23 protein-coding genes are annotated in these 23,760 nt (G+C 70.3%); 9 read left to right on the top strand and 14 right to left on the bottom strand.

Translation table 11 applies throughout. The annotated features are described in order from the left end of the window. Positions 1 to 66: 66 nt before the first annotated feature. The 5 genes from dxs to AC4BG9_RS05880 form a co-directional block, all read right to left on the bottom strand. A complete protein-coding gene (dxs, locus tag AC4BG9_RS05900) occupies positions 67 to 1,971 on the bottom strand; it encodes a 1-deoxy-D-xylulose-5-phosphate synthase (protein ID WP_490570145.1) in 1,905 nt (634 codons plus the stop codon). A gap of 102 nt (positions 1,972 to 2,073) precedes the next feature. After that, entirely contained in the window at positions 2,074 to 2,724 is a 651-nt protein-coding gene (locus tag AC4BG9_RS05895; protein WP_490570144.1) for a 4a-hydroxytetrahydrobiopterin dehydratase, read from the bottom strand. A gap of 28 nt (positions 2,725 to 2,752) precedes the next feature. Next, positions 2,753 to 3,682, bottom strand: a complete 930-nt coding sequence (locus AC4BG9_RS05890; protein WP_490570143.1) for an SMP-30/gluconolactonase/LRE family protein — start codon at positions 3,680 to 3,682, stop codon at positions 2,753 to 2,755. Further along, positions 3,679 to 4,119, bottom strand: a complete 441-nt coding sequence (locus AC4BG9_RS05885) for an NUDIX domain-containing protein (RefSeq protein WP_490570142.1) — start codon at positions 4,117 to 4,119, stop codon at positions 3,679 to 3,681. Before AC4BG9_RS05885 ends, AC4BG9_RS05890 begins: the two co-directional genes overlap by 4 nt. 9 nt (positions 4,120 to 4,128) lie before the next feature. Beyond that, positions 4,129 to 4,500, bottom strand: a complete 372-nt coding sequence (locus AC4BG9_RS05880) for a hypothetical protein (RefSeq protein WP_490570141.1) — start codon at positions 4,498 to 4,500, stop codon at positions 4,129 to 4,131. Positions 4,501 to 4,870: 370 nt separating this feature from the next. On the opposite strand from AC4BG9_RS05880, the gene AC4BG9_RS05875 reads away from it, so the two are divergent. Further along, positions 4,871 to 6,250, top strand: a complete 1,380-nt coding sequence (locus AC4BG9_RS05875; protein WP_490570140.1) for a hypothetical protein — start codon at positions 4,871 to 4,873, stop codon at positions 6,248 to 6,250. A 39-nt stretch (positions 6,251 to 6,289) separates the two neighbouring features. Here the strand turns inward: AC4BG9_RS05875 and AC4BG9_RS05870 are convergent, their stop codons facing one another. Next, the gene (locus AC4BG9_RS05870) at positions 6,290 to 6,598 is read right to left on the bottom strand and encodes a M15 family metallopeptidase (RefSeq protein ID WP_490570139.1); all 309 of its coding nucleotides are present in this window, start codon (positions 6,596 to 6,598) and stop codon (positions 6,290 to 6,292) included. Positions 6,599 to 6,636: 38 nt separating this feature from the next. Here AC4BG9_RS05870 and AC4BG9_RS05865 point away from each other — a divergent pair, with 38 nt between their 5' ends. After that, positions 6,637 to 6,768 carry a methionine/alanine import family NSS transporter small subunit gene (locus tag AC4BG9_RS05865; RefSeq protein WP_490570138.1) on the top strand — a complete coding sequence of 44 codons (132 nt, stop codon included), beginning with the start codon at positions 6,637 to 6,639 and terminating at the stop codon, positions 6,766 to 6,768. A 242-nt stretch (positions 6,769 to 7,010) separates the two neighbouring features. Here the strand turns inward: AC4BG9_RS05865 and AC4BG9_RS05860 are convergent, their stop codons facing one another. Together AC4BG9_RS05860 and AC4BG9_RS05855 are read right to left on the bottom strand one after the other, a co-directional pair. Further along, positions 7,011 to 7,415: a YjbQ family protein gene (locus tag AC4BG9_RS05860; RefSeq protein WP_490570137.1), complete on the bottom strand. Its 405-nt coding sequence runs from the start codon at positions 7,413 to 7,415 to the stop codon at positions 7,011 to 7,013. 5 nt (positions 7,416 to 7,420) lie between these two features. Continuing rightward, positions 7,421 to 7,729 (bottom strand): thiamine-binding protein, encoded by a 309-nt coding sequence (locus AC4BG9_RS05855; RefSeq protein ID WP_490570136.1) that lies wholly within the window; start codon positions 7,727 to 7,729, stop codon positions 7,421 to 7,423. A gap of 96 nt (positions 7,730 to 7,825) precedes the next feature. On the opposite strand from AC4BG9_RS05855, the gene AC4BG9_RS05850 reads away from it, so the two are divergent. After that, entirely contained in the window at positions 7,826 to 9,097 is a 1,272-nt protein-coding gene (locus AC4BG9_RS05850; protein ID WP_490570135.1) for an FAD/NAD(P)-binding protein, read from the top strand. Between the two features lie 87 nt (positions 9,098 to 9,184). On the opposite strand, the gene AC4BG9_RS05845 is transcribed toward AC4BG9_RS05850, so the two are convergent. Together AC4BG9_RS05845 and AC4BG9_RS05840 are read right to left on the bottom strand one after the other, a co-directional pair. After that, positions 9,185 to 12,058 carry an aconitate hydratase gene (locus AC4BG9_RS05845; protein ID WP_490570134.1) on the bottom strand — a complete coding sequence of 958 codons (2,874 nt, stop codon included), beginning with the start codon at positions 12,056 to 12,058 and terminating at the stop codon, positions 9,185 to 9,187. Between the two features lie 243 nt (positions 12,059 to 12,301). Then, positions 12,302 to 13,462, bottom strand: a complete 1,161-nt coding sequence (locus AC4BG9_RS05840; protein ID WP_490570133.1) for a M20/M25/M40 family metallo-hydrolase — start codon at positions 13,460 to 13,462, stop codon at positions 12,302 to 12,304. A 431-nt stretch (positions 13,463 to 13,893) separates the two neighbouring features. On the opposite strand from AC4BG9_RS05840, the gene AC4BG9_RS05835 reads away from it, so the two are divergent. Together AC4BG9_RS05835 and AC4BG9_RS05830 are read left to right on the top strand one after the other, a co-directional pair. Beyond that, positions 13,894 to 14,538 carry an SCO6880 family protein gene (locus AC4BG9_RS05835; protein ID WP_490570132.1) on the top strand — a complete coding sequence of 215 codons (645 nt, stop codon included), beginning with the start codon at positions 13,894 to 13,896 and terminating at the stop codon, positions 14,536 to 14,538. 152 nt (positions 14,539 to 14,690) lie between these two features. After that, the gene (locus AC4BG9_RS05830; RefSeq protein WP_490570131.1) at positions 14,691 to 15,137 is read left to right on the top strand and encodes an SCO6880 family protein; all 447 of its coding nucleotides are present in this window, start codon (positions 14,691 to 14,693) and stop codon (positions 15,135 to 15,137) included. Positions 15,138 to 15,394: 257 nt separating this feature from the next. Here AC4BG9_RS05830 and ispF read toward each other — a convergent pair whose 3' ends face one another. Both ispF and AC4BG9_RS05820 read right to left on the bottom strand, forming a co-directional pair. Then, entirely contained in the window at positions 15,395 to 15,901 is a 507-nt protein-coding gene (gene ispF / locus AC4BG9_RS05825; protein WP_490570130.1) for a 2-C-methyl-D-erythritol 2,4-cyclodiphosphate synthase, read from the bottom strand. Further along, positions 15,885 to 17,309 (bottom strand): CorA family divalent cation transporter, encoded by a 1,425-nt coding sequence (locus AC4BG9_RS05820; RefSeq protein ID WP_490570129.1) that lies wholly within the window; start codon positions 17,307 to 17,309, stop codon positions 15,885 to 15,887. Before AC4BG9_RS05820 ends, ispF begins: the two co-directional genes overlap by 17 nt. Positions 17,310 to 17,339: 30 nt before the next feature. On the opposite strand from AC4BG9_RS05820, the gene AC4BG9_RS05815 reads away from it, so the two are divergent. The 4 genes from AC4BG9_RS05815 (at position 17,340) to AC4BG9_RS05800 (ending at position 20,301) form a co-directional block, all read left to right on the top strand. Then, positions 17,340 to 18,131: a glycosyltransferase family 2 protein gene (locus tag AC4BG9_RS05815; protein WP_490570128.1), complete on the top strand. Its 792-nt coding sequence runs from the start codon at positions 17,340 to 17,342 to the stop codon at positions 18,129 to 18,131. After that, positions 18,128 to 18,970 (top strand): metallophosphoesterase family protein, encoded by an 843-nt coding sequence (locus AC4BG9_RS05810; protein WP_490570127.1) that lies wholly within the window; start codon positions 18,128 to 18,130, stop codon positions 18,968 to 18,970. The genes AC4BG9_RS05815 and AC4BG9_RS05810 overlap by 4 nt, the downstream gene beginning before the upstream one ends. Continuing rightward, entirely contained in the window at positions 18,967 to 19,572 is a 606-nt protein-coding gene (locus AC4BG9_RS05805; protein WP_490570126.1) for a histidine phosphatase family protein, read from the top strand. The genes AC4BG9_RS05810 and AC4BG9_RS05805 overlap by 4 nt, the downstream gene beginning before the upstream one ends. Positions 19,573 to 19,638: 66 nt before the next feature. Beyond that, entirely contained in the window at positions 19,639 to 20,301 is a 663-nt protein-coding gene (locus tag AC4BG9_RS05800) for a tyrosine-type recombinase/integrase (RefSeq protein ID WP_490570125.1), read from the top strand. A 208-nt stretch (positions 20,302 to 20,509) separates the two neighbouring features. On the opposite strand, the gene AC4BG9_RS05795 is transcribed toward AC4BG9_RS05800, so the two are convergent. Together AC4BG9_RS05795 and AC4BG9_RS05790 are read right to left on the bottom strand one after the other, a co-directional pair. Continuing rightward, complete coding sequence (locus tag AC4BG9_RS05795; protein WP_490570124.1) at positions 20,510 to 21,670, bottom strand: class I SAM-dependent RNA methyltransferase; 1,161 nt, start codon at positions 21,668 to 21,670, stop codon at positions 20,510 to 20,512. Continuing rightward, positions 21,667 to 23,721, bottom strand: coding sequence for an APC family permease (locus AC4BG9_RS05790; RefSeq protein WP_490570123.1), 2,055 nt, complete (start codon positions 23,719 to 23,721; stop codon positions 21,667 to 21,669). Before AC4BG9_RS05790 ends, AC4BG9_RS05795 begins: the two co-directional genes overlap by 4 nt. Between the last annotated feature and the right edge of the window lie 39 nt (positions 23,722 to 23,760).

Below are 23,760 nucleotides of genomic sequence, written 5' to 3'. Positions count from 1 at the left end.
TCCCACGCTTCGACGCTAGGGGTTACGCGCCGGTAGGTCGATGGTCCCACCGCGGCGCCGGGGCGTTCAGGGGGTGTTGTCGGCCTCCACCAGCGAGCCCTCCGGATCGGTGGCCGTGACCTCCTCCACGATCGACCGGGCGAGCGACTGCGCGTCCAGCCCGATCCGGGAGAGGATCACCGCGCGCTTGGCGTGGTCCAGGAACTCCTGCGGGATGCCGTGCAACCGCACGGGAGTCGTGACGCCCTCGGCGTTGAGGGTCTGCAGCAGGACCGAGCCGCAGCCGCCCACCACGCCGTTGTCCTCGACGCTGACCACCAGGCCATGCTCCCGGGCGAGCTGGACGATCGCCGGGTCGACGGGCTTGACCCAGCGCGGGTCCACCACGGTGACGCCGATGCCCTGGGCGACCAGCCGGTCCGCCACGTCGACCGCCACCTCGACCATCGAGCCCACGGCGACCACCAGCACGTCCTTGGTGCCCTTGCGGACCATCAGGTCGGCGCCGCCGGCCTTGCCGACCGCCTCCAGGTCCGCCGGCGGCGGCCCCTTGGGAAAGCGGACCACGGTGGGCGCGTCCTTGACGTCGATGGCCTCGTTGAGCAGCTCGCGCAGGCGGGCGGCGTCCCGCGGCGCGGCCAGCCGCAGGCCCGGGACGACCTGCAGGATCGACATGTCCCACATGCCGTTGTGGCTGGCGCCGTCGTCGCCGGTGACCCCGCTGCGGTCCAGCGCGAAGGTGACGCCGCACCGGTGCAGCGCCACGTCCATCAGCACTTGGTCGAAGGCACGGTTGAGGAAGGTCGCGTAGACGGCGAAGACCGGGTGCAGGCCACCCATCGCCAGCCCGGCGGCCGAGGTGACCGCGTGCTGCTCGGCGATGCCGACGTCGAAGGTCCGCTCGGGGAAGCGGCGCTCGAAGTGGTCGAGCCCGACGGGGTGCATCATCGCCGCGGTCAGCGCGACCACGTCGCTGCGCCGCTCGCCGATGCGGACCATCTCCTCGGCGAAGTGGTCGGTCCAGATGCGGCCGGTGGGGTGCTCCTCGCCGGTCTCCACGTCGAAGGGGCGAGGGGCGTGGAACTGGTCGGCCTCGTGCGCCATCGCGGCCTGGTAGCCGAACCCCTTCTTGGTCAGCGCGTGCACGATGACCGGGCCGTTGAACTTCTTGGCCTGGCTCAGCGCCTGCTCCACCGCGGCCCGGTCGTGCCCGTCGATGGGGCCGACGTACTTGAGGCCGAGGTCCTCGAAGAGGCCCTGGGGCGCCAGGGCGTCCTTCATGCCCTTCTTCATCGCGTGCAGGGCGTCGTAGGCGGCCGGGCCCACGCCCTTGACGGCGGTGAGACGGCGCTTGACCAGGTCGAGGACCTGCTCGTAGCGGGGGTTGGTGCGCAGGCTCGTGAGCGCGGTGGCCAGCCCGCCGATGGTCGGGGTGTAGGAGCGCTCGTTGTCGTTGACCACGATCACCAGCCGGCTGTCCTGGGCGATGGCGATGTTGTTGAGGGCCTCCCAGGCCATCCCGCCGGTCAGGGCGCCGTCGCCGATCACCGCCACGACGTGCCGGTCCTCGCCGCGGATCCGGTAGGCCTTGGCCAGCCCGTCGGCATAGCTGAGCGCCGTGGAGGCGTGGGAGTTCTCCACGATGTCGTGCTCGGACTCGGCGCGACTCGGGTAGCCGCTGAGCCCGCCCTCCTGGCGCAGCTTGTCGAAGCCCGCGACCCGTCCGGTGAGCAGCTTGTGCACGTAGGTCTGGTGGCCGGTGTCGAAGACGACACGGTCGCGGGGACTGTCGAAGACCCGGTGGATGGCCATGGTCAGCTCCACCACGCCGAGGTTGGGGCCCAGGTGGCCACCGGTCCGGGAGCAGGTGGCGACCAGGAAGTCGCGGATCTCGGAGGCCAGCTCGGCGAGCTCGGCGTCGTCGAGGTCCCGGAGATCCCGCGGTGTGGAGATCGACTCCAGGTGGGCCATGGTCCTTCGCTTCCTGACGGGGGTGCTGCGGTGGTCTGGACCGGTGCTGGTGGAGTCCACCGGTCCGAGGATCGAGTCTAGGGGAAGACCCCAGCAGGGCCGTCAGCCGTCGCGACCCTCCATCGTGCACACGCACACCCGGTTCCCCTCGGGGTCGGCCAGCACCGTGAAGGTGGGGGCGTTCCCGTCGTCGACCAGCACGCCACCGGCCGCCAGCGCGGCCTCGATCCGGGCCCGGGCCTGCTCGGCCGGGACCATCACGTCCAGGTGGAACCGCTGCCGGGGCTCCTCTCCCCCGCTGGCCTGGAACCACAGCCGCGGCAGGTCGGCGGAGTCGTCGCGGACCTCGTCGTCGTCCGACGGGCTGGTCATCGCCAGCACCGCTCGCCAGAACGGCGCGACCGCCTCCCGGTCCGGGGTGTCGAGGCCCACCTCGACCGCGGAGAGACGGTGGGGCGCCGCGCCGGCCCCGTGGGCGGCCGCGAGCTCGCTGATCCGCCGGGCCAGGCGCACGTCACGCCCGGTGACCCCGCCGGCGTCGTGGCTGTGGAGCCGCACGTTGAGGTGGCCGTACCGCAGGTCCAGGTCGGGATGGTGGTCGGCCTCCTCGGCAGCGCGCCCGATGTCGGCCACCAGGGCAAGCCCGGTGGCGTAGTCGCCGGTCAGGTACCGCGTCTGGAGGGCGTGGAAGAGCATCCGCCAGTCCGCGAGACCGGCGGCCTCGACGTCGGCGGGACTCAGGGTCTGCGACATGTGTTCCTCCTGGGGGTCGCGGCGTGCGTCAGGTGGTCAGGTCCAGGACGGCGACCGCCGGCTCGTGCAGGCTGCCCAGCCAGACCCGGCCGAGGTGCTCGCGGACGCCGGTGACCATGTGGAAGCCGGGGTGGTCCACGTCCAGGTCGTGCACTAGCCGCCCCTGGTCGTCGTAGGCCTGCATCCGGATGGTCCGGCGCGGCTTCGGCTGGAGCCGCTCGGGCACCCGGGTGACGAGGCGGCGTACGGCGACCGGGCCACGCTGCAGCCGTTCGACCAGGGGGTCGCGCGGGCTGGCGATCGTCACCCAGATGAGGCCGTCGCTGCCGCGGGAGATGTTGTCGGGGTAGCCCGGCAGGTCGGGGCAGAGCAGGTCGCGCTCGCCCGCCCGCGAGCCGCTGAGCCAGTGCCTCACCACCGTCCGGGCCCCCGTCTCCGCGACGGCGACGAACTCCTCGCCCCGAGCCAGCGCCACCCCGTTGGCGAAGGCGAGTCCGTCCAGCACCACCTCCACCCTCCCGTCCGGGTCCCGGCGCAGCAGCCGTCCGGTGCGGGTGGCCTGGACGAAGTCGTCCTTCCACCGCTCGATGCCGTAGTGCTGCGAGGAGTCGCTGAACCAGATCGTGCCGTCGGCCTGCACCGCGGCGTTGTTGCAGAAGCGCAGAGGTATGCCGCCCACCTCGGCGGCGAGCACCTCGACCCGGCCGCCGGCGCCGACCACCATCAGGCCGCGCCGCGCGTCGCAGACCAGCAGGTCACCGTCGGGCATCAGCTCCAGGCCCAGCGGGCGCCCGCCCGTCGTCGCGACCCGGTCCAGACGGGCGCCGTCCGGCGACAGCCGCCAGACGACACCGTCCTCGGTGCCGGTGAGGACGTCCCCCTCCGGGGTGACCAGGACGTCCTCGGCACCCTGCCCGGGGACGGGGTGGACGGTGAGGCGGGGGTCGGCTGCGCTCATGGGCTCATGCTGGCGTAGACGGGCGAGGAGAGGAAGGCCGGGAGGATCACCGCCGCGGCCGCCGTCAGGGGCAGGTCCCGGGCCCGGGACGGCTCCACGAAGACGATCCGCCGGCCCTCCCGGCACTCGACGTCCTCGTCGCCGAGGCCGGTGCGGGCGACGAAGACCTGCATCGCGTCGAAGGTGCCGTAGGCGTGCCGGTGGTCGACGCTGAACTCCCGCCAGAAGGCCAGTGCGCCGTCGGGAAGCTCGATCCCGGTCTCCTCGGCCAGCTCGCGGTGCGCCGCGGCGAGGTACTCCTCGCCGGGCTCCACGTGGCCGCCGGGCAGCCCCCAGCGCTCGGGGTCGATCACCGGGTGCTCGTCGCGCTCCTGCAGCAGCAGCCAGCCGCGCGGGTCGACGAGCAGCGCGCCGGCGAAGCGGCGGGGGGACGGCATGGCGCGAACCTACAGGCGGGCCACGAAGCGCCGCCCGCGCAGCGCCTCCTCGACCAGCCCCACCGCCCGCCGGACGCCGAGCAGCCGCGCCTCCTCGGCCTGCCAGGTCGCGACCGCCGCCTCCACGGTGTCGAGGTCGGCCACGTCGCGCAGGTCGGCCCGCGCCTCGCTGAGCCCGCGACGACAGGCAGCCTGCTGCGCCTCGACCTGCAGCACCGCGAACCTGGCCAGGACGACGACGTGCCGGCGCAGCGCCTGGTGGGCGCGGTACTCGGGGGGACAGATGTCGAAGAGCCAGTTGACCGCCGTGCGCTCCCAGTCGGGCGCGTCCGGCGGCCTGACCTGGGAGGGCCAGCCGGGCGGGGCGACGTAGGTGGGCACCCGGTCATCGTACGTCGAACAGGTGTTCGATGCTCACCCGCGCCGGCGTTCCCGCGGCCGAATTGAGCGCCAGCCTGGCGGGCGTGCTGCGACGCGCGTGCGAGTTCGACGACGCCGCCCCGGCGCTGGAGACGATCGCAGGCGACGCGCGGTTCCCCGGATGGGCACGGCTGTACGTGGCTCTCGCGGCCGGCATGCCCGACAAGGTGGCCGAGCTCGAGAAGCATACCGTTCAGCTCCTGACGTCCTGCACCAACACGTCGCTCATCCGGGTCGGGCGACAAGATTCGGGTTCAGCGACAACAAACGTGGGAAGCGGTGCGTCACACCCGGTAAGAAGTCCAGCGAGTGACATCTCGAGAGGAAACCCATGGACCCGCTCCGCCCCCGTCATGCCCCATCCACCCGGATCGGGGTCGCGCGTGCCCTGACCGCCACGACCGCGTCCGCAGCAGCCCTCTCTGTCGTCGCGCTGGCCGGACCGGTGCTCGCCGCGCCCGACGGCGGGAGCCAAGCCGCCTGGCAGTCCGCGTGGACAGGTGCGGAGGACGTCGGAGGCGACGTGTGGGTGCAGGGTTCGGTGATCGACCCGACCACCGGTGACGTGCTCACCTTCGGCCACCACGGCGGTCTGCCCGGTCACAAGCGACTGCGTCGCGTCTCCGGGGAGACCGGGTCCACGCTCTGGGAGGTGGGGCTGCCCCCGGAGGCCTCCGGGGGCATGGCACTGGCCTACGACCCGGCTGCCGGACGCACCGTGGTGGCGGGCCAGGAGCCGTCGGTGAACCCGGCCGCGTCCAAGGCGGTGGTGCACTCGGTGACGTCCGACGGGAGCCTCGGCTGGACGCGCGAGGCGGTGGGCAAGGGCGAGCTGATCGAGCTGGTGGTCGACCCGCGTACCGGCACCTCGTGCCTGTCCTCACGCTCCAAGGGCAGGGCGGGGAGCGGGAAGCCGACCGCCACGTGGCACCTCACCTGCTTGGACCGGGCCGGCACGACGACCCTGTCGAAGTCGTTCACCCACAGCGGCGCTGGCACGGCGCCGGTGGTGGCGGTCGACCCGGACCGCCAGCGCTGGTACGTCGCGGGCACCCACCGCACGATGAAGGGGCAGCGCCTGGTGCTGGTCTCCTACGACGCGGCCGGGAAGCGCGTGTGGAAGCGCGTGCGCGACCGGAGCGGCGCGCTCGAGTCGCGGGTCGCGGCGATCACCGTCGACCAGAACAACCACCGGGTGCACGTGGGTGGCTCGGTGGTCCGCACCAAGAACCAGGGCAAGAAGAACCAGGGCACCAAGAACCTGGGCACCCTGACCACCTGGAACGCCGCGGGCAGCCTCGCGTTCGACCGCAGCTGGAGCTCCAACCAGAGCCAGGGCGTCCTGGACCTCGCGGTCGACCCGGGCAGTCACCGCCTCTTCGCCGCCACCACCGACGACCGCTTCGGCGTCAGCGTGCGGCTGATGTCAAGCAAGGGCCGGCTGAAGAAGGTGGTCCGGCACGACGGCGGCCCCGGGAACGGCACCGCCCAGCTGGAGATCGACCCCGAGCGCCGCCTGGTGCTGGTCGGGTCGGAGTCGGTGGGCGTCTACACCTGGGGCGGCAAGCCGGTCTGGCGCGACACCAGCGAGAAGCGCCTCGTGCGCGACGTCGACCACGACGCCGACCGCGGTCGTCTGGTCGTCACCTGGTCCAGCCTGGGCGACCTGGGCGGCGGCCAGCGCGCGTGGGTCACTGCCTGGTCGTCCTGAGCACGGGTCGGCGGTGAGGACCGTGCACCGAGCCGGTCCTCACCGCACCTCGACCAGCCTGGCCAGCGCGAAGTGCATCGGGTCGGTCCAGGCCCACAGACCGCCCCAGGCGAAGCCCCACTTCGCGAAGATCGACACCACCCGCCGGTCGATCTCGCCGACCGTGCCCCGCTGGTTGCCCGGCACGTTGAGGTCGACCGCGATGCCGAAGGCGTGCAGCGAGAGGCTGGCGGTCTCGGCGATGAAGCGCGGTTGGTAGCAGCCGCCGTACTGCTCGGGGCGGATCTCGCCGGCCAGGCCGCTGCGCTCGATCTCGGTCAGCGCCGCCCGCAGCTGGGGCAGCAGCACCGCGTGATGGACGCGACGGGCGACGAGGAGGTCCAGGGATGAACGCCGACGCGATCGTGATGATGGTGGTGGCCATGCTGATCCTGTGGGGCGGGCTGCTGGTGGCGGTGATCCGGCTCAGCCGGAGCCCCGACCTCCCCCGGAACGACGAGGTGCACCGAGACCTCTGAGCGACCGCACGGCGACCCAGGAGACCAGCCCGCCGACGACCAGCAGCCCCGCACAGATCCGGAGCGCCGCGTCGTACGCCGGACCGAACGCGCCCGGGTCGGCGTACCCGTCGCCGGTCGTGCGCGCCACCACCCGCCTACTTCAACACGCTTCCGTAGCCCGCGCACCCGCTACGACCGAACCGCACGTTGCCTGAGCAGTGCGTATCAACGGTATGCGACGCCCAACAGGTGTTCGATGCTCACCCGCGCAGGAAGTCCATCCGGACCTGTCGCACCGCGTTGTCCACGTTGAGGTCGACCAGGCAGATGCTCTGCCAGGTGCCGAGCGCCAGGCGGCCGCCGTCGACCGGGACCGACGCGTAGGGCGGGACCAGCGCGGGCATCACGTGGGAGCGTCCGTGCCCCGGAGAGCCGTGCCGGTGCCGCCAGCGGTCGTCGGCGGGGAGCAGGTCGCCGAGGGCGGCGAGCAGGTCGACGTCGGAACCCGCGCCGGTCTCCAGGATCGCCAGCCCCGCCGTGGCGTGCGGCACGAAGAGGTGGAGCAGCCCGTCCCCGCGGCCGGCCACGAACTCGGCGCAGTCGTCGGTGATGTCCAGCACCCGCTCGACGTCCCCGGTCAGGTAGTCGGTCCTCAGCGTCTCCACGGCCCTCAGCCCGTCTCCGAGAGGTGCGCCTCGAGGCGACGCACCTTGCCCTCGAGCTCCCCGGAGTCGTGGCCCGCCCGCAGGTCGGCCTTCAGGACCAGGCCGACCCGCGGCGACGCCTCGGCGACCTTGAAGACGGCCTCCTTGACCACCGCCATCACCTCGTCCCACTCCCCCTCGATGTTGGTGAACATCGAGTTGGTCTCGCACGGCAGGCCGGAGTCACGGATCACCTGGACGGCCTCGGCGACCGCGGCGGCGACCCCTCCGGTCTCGTCGGCGGACGCGGGACTGATGCTCAGAGCGACGATCATCCCGACACGGTAGCGAGTCTCCGCCGGGAAGGCTCTTGTGTAGTAATTTGGTAGACATTATCCCATTGAGGTCCTCCGCGGCACCCAGGAGTCAGCATGACCGTCCTTCGCAGCAGCACCCGTCCCCGGCCGCTGGAGGTCCTAGTGGTCGGCGGCGGCGCCTCCGCGGTGATCGCGGTCCTCCACCTGTTCCGGCGGACCACCGCGGAGAGTCCCGTCGACGTGCACCTGGTGGAGCGCACCCCCCGCCCGGGACCTGGCCTGGCCTACCGCACCGAGAACCCGCGGCACACGGTCAACAACTTCGCCGAGCGGCTCAGCGCCGTCGACGGCGACCCGGGCCACCTGATCCGCTGGTGCGCAGCGCGCGGCATGGACCTCGGGGCACGCTCCTTCCCCTCTCGCCGCATCTACGGCGACTACCTCGCCGCAGTGCTCGAGGAGGTGGAGGTGCCCGCCGGCTCCTCGCTGCGCCGCACCCGCGACGAGGTGGTGGACCTCGCCGACGACGGGGCCAGGTGGCGGGCCGAGCTGGCCTCCGGCGCGAGCCTGGGCGCCGACCGGGTCGTCCTGGCGCTGGGGAACCCGCCACCCCGCCCCCAGGACCACCTCGCCGCCGATCTCGGGGAGCGGTTCGTCCCGGACCCGTGGGAGGCGGACTGGCGCTCGCGGGTGGACGGCGTCCGGAACGTGCTCCTCCTGGGCACCGGGCTGACCATGCTGGACATGGCCGTGGAGCTGGAGCACCTCCTTCCCCGGGCCGAGATCGTCGCCGCCTCGCGCCGGGGCGCCCTACCTACCGCGCACGTGGTGGAGCCCACCGACGGCACCGACTGGCGCGACGCGGTGGACGCCGCCCGCGGATTCGCCAACCAGCTGTGGGCCGGGCTCTCGCCTGAGGACCAGGCGCGGTTCGCCGCCACCTACGCCCACACCTGGGACCTGCACCGGCACCGCATGTCCCCGGCGATGGCACACCACCTGGACCGCCTGCGCGACCAGGGCACCCTGGTGGTGCGCACCCTTGACCAGGTCGTTCCCGCGGACTTCGACCTCGTCCTCAACTGCACCGGTCCCCGTCCGGTGCCCACACGGGGCTGGAGCCGGCTGGTCGACGCGCTGCTCGACCGCGGCCTGCTGCGGCCCCACCGCCTCGGGCTCGGGGCCGACCTGGTGTCGCCGGGCCACCCGGTCGACGAGAGCGGCCGGGTCCTCGAGGGGCTGTTCTGGCTGGGGGCCGCCCGCAAGGGGCTGGAGTGGGAGGTGGGCGCCATCCCCGACCTGCGCGCCCAGGCCGTGGCCCTGGCCGAGGTCGTCGCGGCGGCCGCCCAGGAGGCGGCGGACGAACGAGCCACGCTGTTCCGCTGACAGGTCCGAGGTCCCCTGGCACGACAGCTCCCCCGGCACACCGAAGGGGCCGGCCCGGGAGATCCCGGACCGGCCCCTTCGAGCGGTTCAGCTGCGCAGGAGGTTGCGCAGCACGTACTGCATGATGCCGCCGTTGCGGTAGTAGTTCGCCTCACCGGGGGTGTCGATGCGGACGACCGCCTCGAACTCCTTGTCGTCGGCCCTCACCGTGACCGTGCGCGGCGTGGTGCCGTCGTTGAGCGCGGTGATCCCGGTGATGGAGAAGGTCTCCTCGCCGGTCAGGCCGAGCGACTCCGCCGTCTCCCCCTCGGGGAACTGCAGCGGGATGACGCCCATGCCGATCAGGTTGGACCGGTGGATGCGCTCGTAGGACTCGGCGATGACGGCCTTGACGCCCAGCAGCGAGGTGCCCTTGGCCGCCCAGTCGCGCGACGAGCCGGAGCCGTACTCCTTGCCCGCCAGCACCACCAGCGGGGTGCCCGCGGCGATGTAGTTCTCCGAGGCCTCGTAGACCGAGGTGACCTCGCCGCCGTTGGTGAAGTCACGGGTCACGCCGCCCTCGGTGCCGGGCGCCAGCTGGTTGCGCAGCCGGATGTTGGCGAAGGTGCCGCGGATCATCACCTCGTGGTTGCCCCGGCGCGAGCCGTAGGAGTTGAAGTCCCGCTGCCCGACACCGTGCTCGGCCAGGTAACGGCCGGCCGGGGAGTCCTTCTTGATGGCACCGGCCGGGCTGATGTGGTCGGTGGTGACCGAGTCGCCCAGCTTGAGCAGCACCCGCGCGCCCTCGATGTCGGTGACCTGCTCCGGCTCGGCGGGCATCCCGTCGAAGTACGGAGGACGGCGGACGTAGGTCGACTCGGCGTCCCAGGCGAAGGTGTCGCCCTCCGGGGTGGGCAGCGACTGCCACTGCTCGTCCCCGGCGAAGACGTCCTGGTAGGAGTTACCGAACATCTCGGCGTTGATCGCGCCGGCGATGGTCTCCTCGACCTCGGACGGCGAGGGCCAGATGTCCTTGAGGAAGACGTCGTTGCCCTCGGCGTCCTGGCCCAGCGGGTCGCTGAAGAGGTCGACGTCCATCGAGCCGGCCAGCGCGTAGGCGACCACCAGAGGCGGCGAGGCCAGGTAGTTCATCTTCACGTCCGGGTTGATCCGGCCCTCGAAGTTGCGGTTGCCCGACAGCACCGAGACGACCGCGAGGTCCGCCTCGTTGACGGCGGCCGAGACCTCGGGGATCAGCGGCCCGGAGTTGCCGATGCAGGTGGTGCAGCCGTAGCCGACGAGGTTGAAGCCGAGCTTGTCCAGGTACGGCGTCAGGCCGGACTTCTCGTAGTAGTCCGAGACGACCTTCGAGCCCGGCGCCAGCGTGGTCTTGACCCACGGCTTGCGCTGCAGGCCCTTCTCGACCGCCTTCTTGGCCAGCAGGGCGGCGCCGATCATCACCGACGGGTTGGAGGTGTTGGTGCAGGAGGTGATCGCCGCGATGGTGACCGCCCCGTGGTCGAGGGTGAACTTCGTGCCGTCCTCGAGGGTCACCTCGACCGGGCTGCTCGGACGGCCGCCGTCCTTGGCCGCGGCGGAGTGCCAGTCCTGGGGGGCGGGCGCGTCGTCGTGACCGTCGCCGTTGCCGTTGGTGGAGGGCGCGTCGCTGGCCGGGAACGACTCCGCGGAGGCCTCGTCGGCGCCGGTGTTGACGCCGAAGGGCTTCTCCTGGCCGGGCACCCCGGGCTCGCGGTCCTCGCCGCCGGTCTCGTCGGCGGCGACGTAGTCGGCCAGCGCGCTGCGGAAGGCGGGCTTGGCGTCGGTGACCTCGATGCGGTCCTGCGGGCGCTTGGGCCCGGCGATGGACGGCACCACGGTGGAGAGGTCGAGCTCGAGCTTCTCGGAGTAGCGCGGCTCCGCCGAGGGGTCGTGCCAGAGACCCTGCTCCTTGGCGTAGGACTCCACCAGGGCGAGCTGCTCGGCCGAGCGGCCGGTGAGCTCGAGGTACTTCAGGGTCTCCTCGTCGATCGGGAAGACCGCGATGGTGGAGCCGAACTCCGGGCTCATGTTGCCGATCGTGGCGCGGTTGGCCAGGGGCAGCGCCGAGACGCCGGGACCGTAGAACTCCACGAACTTGCCCACCACGCCGTGCTTGCGGAGCATCTCGGTGATGGTCAGCACCAGGTCGGTGGCGGTCGAGCCCTCGGGCAGGTCGCCGGAGAGCTTGAAGCCCACGACCCGCGGGATCAGCATGGAGACGGGCTGCCCGAGCATCGCGGCCTCGGCCTCGATGCCGCCGACGCCCCAGCCCACCACGCCGATGCCGTTGACCATCGTGGTGTGGGAGTCGGTGCCGACGCAGGTGTCGGGGTAGGCCTGGAGGACGCCGTCGACCTCACGGGTGAAGACGGTGCGGGCCAGGTGCTCGATGTTGACCTGGTGCACGATGCCGGTGCCGGGCGGGACGACCTTGAAGTCGTCGAAGGCACCCTGGCCCCAGCGCAGGAACTGGTAGCGCTCGCGGTTGCGCTCGTACTCGATCTCGACGTTGCGCCCGAACGCCTCGGGGGTACCGAAGACGTCGGCGATGACGGAGTGGTCGATCACCATCTCGGCGGGGGCCAGCGGGTTGATCTTGGCGGGGTCGCCCCCGAGCTCGGCCATCGCCTCGCGCATGGTGGCGAGGTCGACCACGCAGGGCACGCCGGTGAAGTCCTGCATGATCACCCGGGCCGGGGTGAACTGGATCTCCTTGTCGGGCTGCGCGTCGGCGTCCCACCCGGCCAGGGCCTTGATGTCGTCGGCGGTGATGTCGGCACCGTCCTCGGTGCGCAGCAGGTTCTCCAGGAGAACCTTCAGGCTGAAGGGCAGCGAGTCGACATCGAGGCCGTCGCCCTCCACCGCGCTCAGACGGAAGATCTCGTAGGACTTCCCGTCCACGTCCAGGGTGCCCTTGGCACCGAAGCTGTCCTGACTGACCATCAGTCGCGTCTCCTAGCGGGGATTGTGGGTGTCACCGCATCCATCTTGCCGCCGCCCTCCACGAGGGCGTAAGCAAGGCTGACCTAACCGGACGTGCGGCACCGGGGAATATCTCTCGACATCAAGATACACGACGGACCATACGGTTGTCCGCCCGCCACACCTCACGACGAGCCCCGCTCCGCCGGGCACGTCGGGCAGAGCGCCCGAGCTTCCCGGTGCGCTCCGCCCGCACCCGGGGATTCAGGCGCTGCTCGCCGGATCCTCGAGGAGCGCGCGGGCCAGACCAGCCAGGAGGGCGGCACGTTCCGGCATCGCCGCGACCCGGACGAACTCCCCTTCCGCGTGCGCGTTCCCACCCACCGCGCCCAGCCCGTCGAGGGTGGGGCATCCCAGCGCTGCGGTGATGTTGCCGTCGGAGGCGCCACCGACGGCGACGGCGCCCGGCACCGCGATGCCGAGGTCCGCGGCGACGGCCCGGGCGGTCGCCACCAGCCCGGCCGCCTGGTCGCTCGTCATGGGCGGGCGCGTCGGCCCGCCCGTGACCACGAGCTCGGCCCCGGGGAGTCGCGGGGTGATGCCGCGGAGCCCCTCGTCGACCCGTCTGAGCTCCTCGGGACTCTCGACCCGCACGTCGACCTCCACCCAGGCCGTGGCGGGGACCACGTTGTTCGCGGTGCCGCTGCGGCCGATCGTCGGGGTGACGGTCGTCCCGGCGGAGGGTCGGCTGAGCCGGTTGACGTCGACGACCACGTCGGCCAGCGCGGTCAGGGCGTTGACCCCCCGCTCGGGCTCCAGCCCGGCGTGCGCCGCTCGACCGGTGATGGCGAACTGGTACATCCCGGTGCCCTTGCGGGCGTGCTTGAGGTCCGGGCCCGCAGCCCCCTCGAGCACCAGCGTCGCCCGGGAGCGCCGGGCGGCCTCCGCGATCAGCCCCCTGCTCGTGGTGGAGCCCGCCTCCTCGTCGGCGGTCACCAGGATCTCCAGCCCGGCCCGGTCGTCGAGGCAGGCGACCCCGTGGAACATCTGGACGAGCCCGGCCTTCATGTCGAAGCATCCCGGGCCGGTGGCGGTCCCGGAGGCCCGGTCCACCTCGAACGGCCAGCGCACCAGGGTGCCCACCGGCCAGACCGTGTCGTAGTGACCGAGCAGCAGCACCCCCGGCACGTCGGAGTCGAAGGCCCACCGAAGGTGACGCCTGCCCTCGACGACCTCGGACGTCGGCGGCACACCGAGCAGACGCTCCCCCAGGGCGGCCACCGCGTCCGCGCCCGCTCCACAGGCCGCCAGGTCCTCCGACGGGGTCTCGCAGGCGACCAGCCCGCCGAGGTCGTCGAGCATCTGCTCCTGCGCTCCGGTCAGCCGCGCCAGCAGGGTCGGACCACCGGCGGGGTTCTCAGCCATGCTGCGTGATTCTGCACCACACCCGCGCCCCGGCGCGTGACGCGAGCCTCGCTCAGCGCGGGGCGGAGCCGATCCTCTCCAGCAGCGCCACGCACTCCACGTGGTGCGTCATCGGGAAGACACCGATCGTGGTGAGCGTGAACGCGATCCTTTGCGGTCGGCTGCGCGCATGAGGCCGAACGAGGCCGTGACCTGCGGCGATGCGGTTTGGGACGCGCGCGGGCGTCGGCGTCCAGATGCGGGTGATTGCGAATGAAAGCGAGCTCAATCCGAGCCCTCCCGTCGGCGGGCGCTAACGGTCGCGAACGAGCGCGGCGAGCGCGGCGAGCGCGGCGAGCGCGGCGAGCGCGGCGAGCTAACCCCACCTACAAGGAGACCGTTCGAGCTGACCTACGACTTTTCGTCCGTGACGCCCAGGAGAGTCCCGGGGAGTGGTGGGGTTTGAGGGCTGGCGGCGAGGCCTGATCGGCGCGCGGTGGCTCTGGCGATCCACCGGCGGGCAACTGCTGTACCGCCGTCGCATCGTGAAGCCGCGCCCCGCCGGCACGCTGGCGCTGCCAGGCGATGCCGCTCGGCTGCGTCAATGGGTCGACCTCGAGACCGGCGCCGTCATGGCCCACGACCCACACGCAGCGACCCTGACCGCGATCGTCGGTGTCTCCCACCCCGCGTTCGTACTGCCCGACCCAGCTGAGCAGGAGCGCCGGGTCGTCTCTTGGGGCCGCGTCCTCTCGACGGCATGCCGCTCCGGGCGAATCGCCTCCGTCCAGGTGACGGAGCGGACGCTGCCTGACTCCGGCAAGGACCTGGCGGACTGGTGGGAGCAGCACGGCAACCGCTCAGGCGCCTGGGCCTCGACAACGTACGGCGAACTCGTCGACCGCGCCGGCCCGGCCGGCGAGCGCCATGCCTCGACCGTGTCCATCTCGCCCGACATGAAGGTGGCCGGACGAGCGATACGGGCCGCTGGCGGAGGCAAGCGAGGTGCCGCCGCCGTACCGGCAAGAGATGGCGACCATGTTCGCCGCCCTCCGATCCGCGGACCTCTCCCCCGGCGACCGGCTCACAGCCGGTGACCTCGCGCTGATCCTCCGGTCGGCGTACGACCCCGCCGTCACGGGCGCACTCGAACGGCAGGGCGATATCGGCCGAGACCTCGCCACCGCGGGACCCGTCGCAAGTCACCGGATCGTGGGGCTCCCTGCGCAGCGACTCCGCGCACCACTGCGTGCTCTGGATCATCGAGTGGCCGCGTTCCCTCGTGTACCCCGGTTTCCTGGCACCCCTGCTGCTGTCCTCGGGCGTGCGCCGAACCTTCACGCTGCTCTACACGACGATGCGCACCGACCGCGCGGCCCGCGACATCCGCAAAAAGAAGACCGAGTACATCTCGGATGCAGCCCAACGTCAGAAGATCGGCCAGATCGAGGATGCCCAGCAGACCGCGGAGTACCGGGACGTCCTCCAGCAGGAGGCTGACCTGACCGCGGGGCACGGCGTGCTGCGAGCGACCGGGTTCGTCGCAGTCAGCGCCAGTGACCCCAACGAGCTCGAGCGCGCCGTTGCGGCCATTGAGCAGGCCGCGATCCAAGCATCCTGCGAAACGCGGCGCCTCTGGGGTCAGCAGGCTCAGGGTTTTGCTGCAGCGGCGCTTCCCCTGTGCCGAATCACGTGAAGCTGACTCGAACCTCCGGGCAGCGTGGCCGAATCCCTGCGAACGTGTTAGCTCTGCGGGAGGATGGAAGCCTCGAAGGATCGGCGGCCAGCGGGAGCCAGCCGTCGCACGGGTGCCACGCCAGGCAGTCGTATGATTGGGCAGTGGGTCGGAAACTGGCGTTTGGGAGCCCAAGATTGGGACAAGGCTGAACTGCACGGTGAAGAGCGGCGGGCCGTGACCGCGTTCCGGCCCGCCGACACCGACGACGGAGACCGCTATAGCCGCTTCCACAGAAGGACTGTGGCCGTTCCGCTCGCCGCCTCGCCACGACCCTCGGGCCCGATGCCATCGTGAGACCGCGCCTTAACCGAGACGACCGTCCGCGACACGCCCATCGCCTCCGCGATCGAGTCCGCCATCGCATCCACATGTCGTCGAAGCCGAGTCGTACCCAAGGTCACGAAACTGTCCAGGTTGACCAGCTCGTAGCCAGCGTTGCGCACATACTTCATGAACTCACGCACGAACTCGAGACTTCGAGCGTCCTCCGCATCGGGATCATTCTCGGGAAAATGCGTACCGAGATCCCCATCCGCGATGGCACCCGCGAGTGCATCGATGATCGCGTGACAGAGAACGTCCCCGTCGCTGTGTGTGTCGAAGCCCGCCGCTGCGTCGGGAATCAGGACGCCACCGAGCCACAGCTCGCGTCCGGGGACGAGAGCATGGATGTCGTGGCCGTGGCCGATTCGGAAGGCAGCGAACTCAGTTGGATCTGGCACGGGAGAATCGTGACACAAGCTTCATGGCTGCGATGAGGAAGACCGAGAGCCCGACACCACCGAGTCCAATGGCGATGGCCGCAACGGATGACTCATGCCTCAGAACGATGGCGAACGTCAGACAGAGGCCAGCCGCCAGTGCAGCGCCAGCCAGCGGCGTCGGACGGCCGGCCCTACCCCAGGACAAAGCACCCAATGAAGACATCGACAGCGCGAACATCAGGGCCAACAGTTCGGGGATCGAACCGCTGGAGCCGGGGGCCAACTCTCGGACATTCGTTCCATAGACGGCGGCCACGAGCGACGGCACAAAGAGCACCGCTGTGACGGTCGTGATGAGCGAGTTCAGGCGCTCCTGCGTCCGCTGCGAGACACCTGCAGTGTATGCCTGCGCACCCTGGCTGATGCTGCTGAGGAGATCGAAGGCGGATCGCAATGACTCCCTCGCGACTCTCAGGTCTCGGTTTAGGTGACCCTGAACCTCACCAAACACCTCGTGAAGGCCGGGAACGCCGCCGACTAGCTTCGAGACGTCGGCGCGTCTGAGAAAGAACCGTTCGCTGACCCTGACTCTATCGAGGTACCCCGCGAGCACGCCGATACCACGCTGAAGGGCGGGCAGATCCATCGTTGCGTAGGCGTCCTCACCCTTAGCAAGTTGCGCGAAGAGTTCGGACTCCCACGTCTCCAGTTCGGTCGTCCAGGTTTCGAGGAAGTACCGCTCGTGGCCGACCGCCTCGGAGAACCAGGTCAGAACCCGCGCGTCGAGGCCGACAGTTGGATCGAGCATGGTCTGCAGCGCGGACTTGGAGCGCGACGGAACCGCATGGTGCGGCCACCGGACATTCTGCGGCTCCCAGTATCCCGTGGGCGCCGTCCAAAGGATCAGCACGCCAGCGCTCCACCTGATCACGCGCGCCCATCGCGTCGCCGAGATCAGCGCCAGACTCCCGCCGCGAGTGCTTGGCAACGTATTGATAGGTACGTCTATGTAGTGCGCGTCGACGTACTGCCAGGACGGCGGCGCGCTGGTATCTCGGTTGGCGTTCACGGTCACGGCCTCGTGGCCCGGAAGGTGAGGCAACTCGTCGATGATCTCGGCCGGGACGAACCGGCGCAGCATGCTGTCCAGTGCGATCAAGTCTTCGAGACCATCGAGGATCACCTCGAGTTGAATGAGATCCGGGGTCGGCCCCTCAACGAGGGGTAGTGCCTCGCCAACGACCTCGAAGTCGAACCCGTGCAGCGACACCGTCCGGTGCGGCCCGGGAAACCGGCCCTCCCATTCGAACAAGGTGGTAAACCACCCTGTGCTTGCCATCACGGATTCGCCGCGAGTCACGGCCGCAAGCAAGATACTCGGCGAAGCCCACCTCTCCGGGCTGTCAGCTTGGGTAACCAGGTCCATCGATTGCGTGTCCTAACTAGATTGACGTACATGGTGCCAGTGAGTTCGAGCAGCGGATGCCGATTCAGTGTTCTGACGGCATGCCTTCCCGCGCGCGCCGACTACATGACGGAGACGGCCGCGAGCGTCGCCGACGTGCGGGGCCGATTGGAACCACTGCGCCTCGAATGGATCGTCGCCATCGACGGACCAGGGACGGTAGATGTCCACTCCGCTGATGTCGTTGTACGTCTGCCGACCAGAAGTGGAATCAGCATCGCCCGCAACGCAGCGCTCGCCCTGGCCACAGGCGACCTGGTCGCCCCCCTCGACGCAGACGACATCTTGGTGGCCGACGGGCTGATGCGCGCGTCGGAGGAGATTGATGAATCCAGCGTTGGATGGGTCGCCCCCAACCGCGTTCTTCACCACTCTGACGAGCCGACGGCACACTGGCACAGCGACAAACTTTGGGAGGTCGGTGAGCTCGCTTCGAGCTGGTCGGCACCGCTCGCGTTCCATCCGAACTCGATCGTCGCTCGCCGAGATCTCGTCCTACTGTGCGGAGGTTGGCCAGCCTTAGCCGCAAACGAGGATCTGCTCCTCGCCATGCTTCTCAGTGAACACTCCGCCGGGAGAAGCGTGCCTGAGGTGCTGACGCGATACCGAGTTTGGGACGGCCAAGAGGTGTCGTCGGGCGCCTACCCCATCCTCAAGGAAGGCGCTTTCCGGTTCATCGAGCAGACGCTCAATGCAACCCGAATCAACGCCGGAAGGAGCCTGGTGAGTCGACCTGAGGCAGGCGGCGCCTACGGAACCCACCCGCGAACGGCCATGGGATGACACCGGTCATCATCATCGGCGACACCGGCGGCAACGCCAACGTCCTCGACGCCTGCCTCCAGATGGCCGGAGTCCTGGAAAACGACGTCCCGCCTGACCGCATGATCATTCACGTTGGTGACGTGGTGCGATGCCACCCCCAGTTCCGAGAAGGCAACCGGGAGTCAGTCGAGCGAATTCGTGACCTCGCCCGTAATAATCCGACGACCTTCGTCCAACTTCTCGGGAACCACGAGTCTGCGGCGCTAGGCGGTCCCGCACGACCCGGTTGGGACGTTCTAGCAAGCCTCGATCCGTCGACATCAGAAACCCTTCGGGAACTCTGGGACACCCAGATGATTCGGCTGGCCACCGCCTGTGATTCGAAAGAATGGGGTCCCGTCCTCGTCACCCATGCCGGACTGACGCGAAGCCGATGGCAGGAGCTTGGGTCACCCCAGTCCACGTACGAGGCTGCTGCGCGTGTGAACGAAAATATGGGGGCGCCTCTCCCTGAGTGGGCGCGTGCGGGGAGTCTGGTTAGCCAGGAAGACGGCATGGCTGACACGACGTGGGCTGAGGTCAACCGCGAACTTGATGAACCCTGGATCACCGCCGGCGATGCGCCGTTCTCCCAGATCCACGGCCACGCATCACCGTTCAACTGGGCAGCCAATGACTGGTGGCCCGATGCTCCCCTCAAGGTGCGGTCAGCGACCAGGGTTCAGACGAGTCTCCGTCGAACCGTGACCAGACTCGCGCCAGCAAGATTCGCGATCTCAGTCGACTGGAACCTGGGCGACGCTCCGATCACTAACGTCGCGACATGGCCGCTGCTTGAAGTGGAGCCGCCGACATGACGCGACTGGTCCTCGTCCGACATGGCGAGACGGCCTCGAACGTCGCGAAGCGGATTCAAGGGTCCGACAACGATCACATCGGCCTGACGGAACTTGGTCATGCCCAGGCTGCGAAAGCTGCCCGCGGGTTGAGCGCGCTCCGTTTCACCAAGATCTGGACCTCGGACTCGCGGCGAGCACTCGAAACGGCGCAGCACATAGGGAGCGCGTCGGACGTGTCTCCGACCCCGGATGTGCGGCTACGAGAGATCGATGTCGGGCTCCTTGCTGGACTGACTCACGACCAAGCCACCTCGATCCACGGACCGCGCCCTTGGGCGTACTCCGAGCACGGAGGAGAGTCCCGCGCCGATGTCGCAGAGCGAATCGTGCCTTGCCTCGCTCAACTCACGGACAGCGTCGGCACACAGGGCACCGCTCTCGCCGTCAGCCATAGTCACGCCATCCGAGTTGCGACCTGCGTGCTGACCGGCTGGGGTCTAGAACACGTCGACTCTTTAGAAACCGTGGCGAACGGCGGATGGGTCGAACTCGTCTCAACTGGGTCAAGTTGGCGCCTGGTCGGCTACAGCCGAGTCACTGCGATTGAGCCTCCACGATAGCGACGAGCACGCCGGGCGCAGTTGAGTCCCTGATAGTGGTGTAGCGCGGTCGCCGAGATCGTCTACGTGTTCGTCGTGGACGTGGACGCGGCCAACGCCGAGAAGCGCAACGGACCGAAGAGCGTCGATCTGCCCGACATCGTCGAGATGCTCATAGCCACCGGCATGCGGATCGGCGAACTGCTCGCCCTTCGCTGGTCCGACACCGAGCTGACGCCGCCGCCAGAGCGGCGGGACGACGACGGGTGGTTCCCGTGGCTGATGGTGAACGGCCAGATCACCTCGAAAGGCAAGCGGGTCGACTACTGCAAGACCCACGCCGCGATCCGCCCCATCGCGCTCCCGGACTGGGCTGCGGCGCTGCTACGCCGACGAAAGGTTGCCCAGACCCCCAACGACCTCGACGCCGTATTCATCACCCGCCACGGCACGTGGCACTTCCCCACCAACATCCAGGGCCGGCTGCGCCACATCCGCCTGCTCGATGACTACGCCGCCCTTGTCGCGCTCCAAGATGTCTCGCCCCACTCGTTCCGCCGAACCGTGGCAACCGAGATCGACGAGGTCTACGACGCCGAGGCCGCCATGAACCAGCTCGGCCACACGTCCAAGGTGGTCACGGAGCGGCACTACATCAACCGCCGGCTCGTCGTGCCCGACTACCGGGCCGCCACCGACCGCCTTGCTCCCGGCCCCGAGACGAGCGATGGGCCGGCTCCCGGGCCCTGAGAAGCCTTCGGCGGTCCCGATTGGCCTCCCGGTCCGTGGGCGCTCTCTAAGCCGTCTACGGGCCGTTCTGCGAGCCCTCAGGCCATCACGCCGGCCCGTCCCGACAGGGGCGAGTGAGACGGCACAACCGAGCCCGAGAACTCAAAGTGAGCCCAAAGTGAGCCTTAAGGCCCGTTCTCGGGACTCACGCCCGAGAGCCCAGATCACATCACCGCAGATCAGAGCCGATTTTCGTAAGCAAAGCCACGCACTCCACGTGGTGCGTCATCGGGAACACGTCGAAGGCGCGCAGCGCCGTCACCCGGTAGCCGGCCTCGGCGAAGAGACCCAGGTCGCGGCCGAGCGCCGCCGGGTCGCACGCCACGTAGGCCACGGCCCGGGGTGCCCGGTCCACCACCTGCGAGACGACAGCGCGCTTCGCGCCGGTACGCGGCGGGTCGAGGACGACCAGGTCGAAGGGCTCGTCGTACTCGCGCGCCAGCACCTCCTCGACGCCGCCAGCGCTCACCCGGACCTTGGCGGAGCCGGCGAGGTTGGCCTGCGCCTGGCGGGCCGCCTCGCGGTCGCCCTCGACCGCGACCACCCGCGCTCCCGGCCCGACCCGCTCGGCCAGGAAGCGGGCGAAGAGCCCGACCCCGGCGAAGAGGTCCAGCACGGACTCCCCGGGCCGGGGGTCGAGCATCTCGAGCACCGCGCTCACCAGGGCCTCGGGGGCGCCGGGGTGGACCTGCCAGAACCCGCCCGGGGCCACCGCGAACTCCCGGCCGAGCACCACGTGGGAGACCTGGGGCTGCCGCGCCTCGATCAGGCAGTCGTCGACCTCGATCACCTCGTGGGAGCGGTGCTTGCGCATCCCGCGTCCTCCCCCGGGCAGCGGGACGAAGCGGCTCCGGGTGCGCCAGCGCAGCCCGTGCTCGTCGCCGGGGACCGGCTCGACGACCAGCCCGGCGACCAGGGGGTCCTCGGGCGGCAGCCCGGCCAGCCGGACGAGCTGTTCGCGGACCACCGCCGCCTTCAGCTCGCGCTGGTGGGCCAGCTCGACGTGCTGGAAGTCGCAGCCGCCGCAGAGCCCGGGGCCGGCGAAGCGGCACGGGGGCGTGACGCGGTGCTCGGAGGCTCGCAGCACCTGCACCGCGTCACCGCGCCAGAACCGGTCGCCGTCGGTGCCCTCGGTGATCTCGACGACCACCCGCTCCCCCGGCAGGGCGTGCCGGGTGAACACCACGCGGGTCTGCTCCGGCGTCGCCGGGTCGGCCACCACCCGCACCACGCAGTGTCCGCCGTGGGCGACGGGGCCCACCTCGGCCTCGAAACGCTCTCCCACCCGGGACCGGCCACGCGCCTTGCGGGGCCGCACCGACCTGCTCACCGAGTCCTCCTCCTGGTCTGACCGACCGTCTCCGACCCTTGCCCGACGCGCCCCCGCCGCAGGTCCCCGGCCTTGACCCGCGGCCCCTCGCGGTCCTCGCGCTCGCGGGCGACCTGCGAGGACTGCAGCTGGAAGGGCACCGAGGTGACCATCACGCCCGGGGAGAAGAGCAGCCGGCCCTTGAGCCGCAGCGCCGTCTGGTTGTGCAGGAGCTGCTCCCACCAGCGGCCCACGACGTACTCCGGGATGTAGACCGCGACCACACCCCGGGGGTTGGCCCGCCGGATCTCCTGGGCGTACTCCACCACCGGCCGGGCGATCTCCCGGTAGGGCGAGTGCAGGACCTTGAGCGGGACGTCGAGGCGCCGCTCGTCCCACTCCGCGACCAGGCGGTCGGTGGCGGCGGAGTCGGTGTCGACCGAGACGGCCTCGAGCACGTTGGGCCGGGTCGCCTTGGCGAAGGCCAGCGCCCGCAGCGTGGGCTTGTGCAGCTTGGAGACGAGCACGATCGCGTGGACCCGGGTGGGCAGGAGCTTGTCCTCCTCCTCGGCGGCGAGCTCGAGCGAGACCCGGTCGTAGTGGGATCGGATGCTCCGCATGACCACGAAGAACAGGCCCATCGCCAGCACGGTGATCCAGGCGCCGTGCAGGAACTTGGTGACCAGCACGACCACCAGCACCACGGCGGTGAGGGTGAAGCCCACCGCGGCGGTCACCCGCGCCCGCTGCATCCGCCGCCGGTCGGCCGTGACCCTGGCGTCCGACAGCGCCCTGCTCCAGTGCCGGACCATGCCGAGCTGGCTGAGGGTGAAGGAGACGAAGACGCCGACGATGTAGAGCTGGATGAGCTGGGTGGTCTGGGCGTCGAAGGCCACGACCAGCGCGATGGAGACGGTGGCGAGGAAGACGATGCCGTTGCTGTAGGCGAGCCGGTCGCCCCGGGCGCCCAGCGCCTTGGGCAGGTAGCCGTCCTCGGCGAGGATCGAGCCCAGGACCGGGAAGCCGTTGAAGGCGGTGTTGGCGGCCAGCACCAGGATCACCGAGGTCACCGTCACCACGAAGTAGAACCCGGGCGGGAAGTCGGTGAAGACCCCGCGCGCGATCTGGGCGATGACGGAGTGCTGGTCGTAGCCCGCGGCGGGACGGCCGTCCTGGGTGAGCCGCTCCAGCTCCAGGGGGTCGACGTACTTCAGGCCCATCTCGCGGGCCAGCACGATCACCGACATCATCATCGAGATCGAGATCAGGCCGAGCAGCAGCAGCGTGGTGGCGGCGTTGCGGCTCTTGGGCTTGCGGAAGGCGGGCACCCCGTTGGAGATCGTCTCGACGCCGGTGAGCGCGGCGCAGCCGGAGGAGAAGGCCCGGGCCAGCAGCAGCATCAGGGCCAGCGTGGTGAGCGGCCCCTCGTAGCCGGGGGCCTGCTGGATCTCCAGGGCCGCGCTCTCCACCAGCGGGAGGTCGCCGCGCCACCACCGCAGCAGCCCGTAGCCGCACATCCCCAGCACCGCGGCGATGAAGAGATAGGTCGGGACGGCGAACCAGGTCGCGGACTCCCGGACGCCGCGCAGGTTGACCGCGGCCAGGAGGAGCACCATCAGGCTGGCGAAGAGCACCTCGTGGCCGTGGAGGAACTCCAGGGCCGAGGACGCGTAGTGGGCGCTCGCGCTGATCGAGACCGCGACGGTCAGCACGTAGTCGACGAGCAGGGCGCTGGCCACCGTGACGCCGGCGTTGCGGCCCAGGTTGACCGAGGCGACCTCGTAGTCACCGCCGCCGCTCGGATAGGCGTGGACGGTCTGCCGGTAGGAGGTCACCACCGTCAGCATCACCAGCGCGACGGCCAGGCCCACCTTCCACGACCAGGCGTAGGCCGAGGCCCCGGCCAGGGAGAGCATGATGAAGATCTCGTCGGGGGCGTAGGCCACCGAGGAGAGGGCGTCGCTGGCGAAGATCGGCAGCGCCACCCGCTTGCGCAGCAGCGACTCGCCCAGCTGGGAGCTGCGCAGCTTGCGCCCCAGCAGGATCCGCTTGGAGACATCGCCGACACCCACGTGCGGAAGGCTAGTCCCCGGCCTCCGCGGACACGCACG

It is taken from the genome of Nocardioides sp. Z40_12, assembly GCF_058215795.1.
The sequence above is the reverse complement of the archived record's forward strand: the minus strand, read 5'-3'. Positions and strand labels throughout refer to the sequence as shown.